This window comes from Paenibacillus sp. YN15 (assembly GCF_003285005.1).
In the GTDB taxonomy this organism is placed as follows: Bacteria; Bacillota; Bacilli; order Paenibacillales; family NBRC-103111; genus Paenibacillus_AR.
Map to the genome: position 1 here is coordinate 1 of NZ_QMFA01000099.1, position 1,055 is coordinate 1,055.

Below are 1,055 nucleotides of genomic sequence, written 5' to 3' on the forward strand. Positions count from 1 at the left end.
CCGCATAGCAGGTGGTTTTTTGTTTCCCACGCTTCGCGTGCTCAACCGGCTAAAGCCATAATAAAAAAACTCTTCCGAAGAAGAGTTTGGTTTGTAAACTATGGTGCGGTCAAGAGGACTCGAACCTCCACGGGGGGTTAGCCCACCGGCACCTGAAGCCGGCGCGTCTGCCAATTCCGCCATGACCGCATATAAAATTGTGACTTGACTCTCTTTCCCCGGAGAGTTAGTGTCGACACAAGAGCCGCGCCTATGTCAGCCGCGCTAAATATCACATTAGCGTGGTGCACTAAAGTTTTGAGGGAATTCACGTGATTGGTGACCTATTTACATGTTTGGCGCGGTGGCCATTTTGCAAAAACCCAATCACCGTGCGGGCTGAGAGCCGATATCCGCGTAAAATTGTTGCCGCGCCAAAACCTGAAGTCGGCGCGTCTCGCCCGGGGCGCGCCAAATTCTGGATCGGAAATCCCTTGTACAGCATAGGTTTCCCGTTTTGGACAGACGCGCCAATGTTTCAGTCTTACGCCTCTCCACAAATGAATTTGACGCGGACCAAACACGCGCTTATCCTCTCGAAGTGGCCCCAGCACGCCATTCCCTCCTGATTTCCATCCCCTATTTTAGAAAGGAGCACGTTTTTTCATGCCCGCAACCCTCCAGATCCAACAAGAAACCTTTGGCTTTCAACCCCATCTCTTTCAGGAACAAACCCAACGCTTCCTCTCTTCCTGTTCCCGCCGCGGCTTATCCCCAGGCACGATCCAATATTATTCGCTTCACCTTCTCGGACTAGAGCGTTTCTTGGATGCACGCAAGGAGCCGCTTCATCCTTTCACCTTTCCTGAGCTCCTCCAAACGATGATTATGACATGTCCACCGATGGATACGCCCACAGAACTCAAGTGGCCGGCTTCATACCTGCCGGTAGTTTTATCAATTCCTGTTTCCCGACGAAGAATGGTTACCTCTTATCTTCTATCATTCGGCTTCCTCGCTGTTAGCAGTTAATGCGCCTGTCAATACTGGGTAATATAAACCAGTACACGAGAGGT

At 51.0% G+C, this 1,055-nt stretch carries 1 tRNA gene; it reads right to left on the reverse strand.

The features are described from left to right. Positions 1 to 101: 101 nt before the first annotated feature. A tRNA-Leu gene (locus DQG13_RS30320) sits at positions 102 to 189 on the reverse strand. Positions 190 to 1,055: the final 866 nt, after the last annotated feature.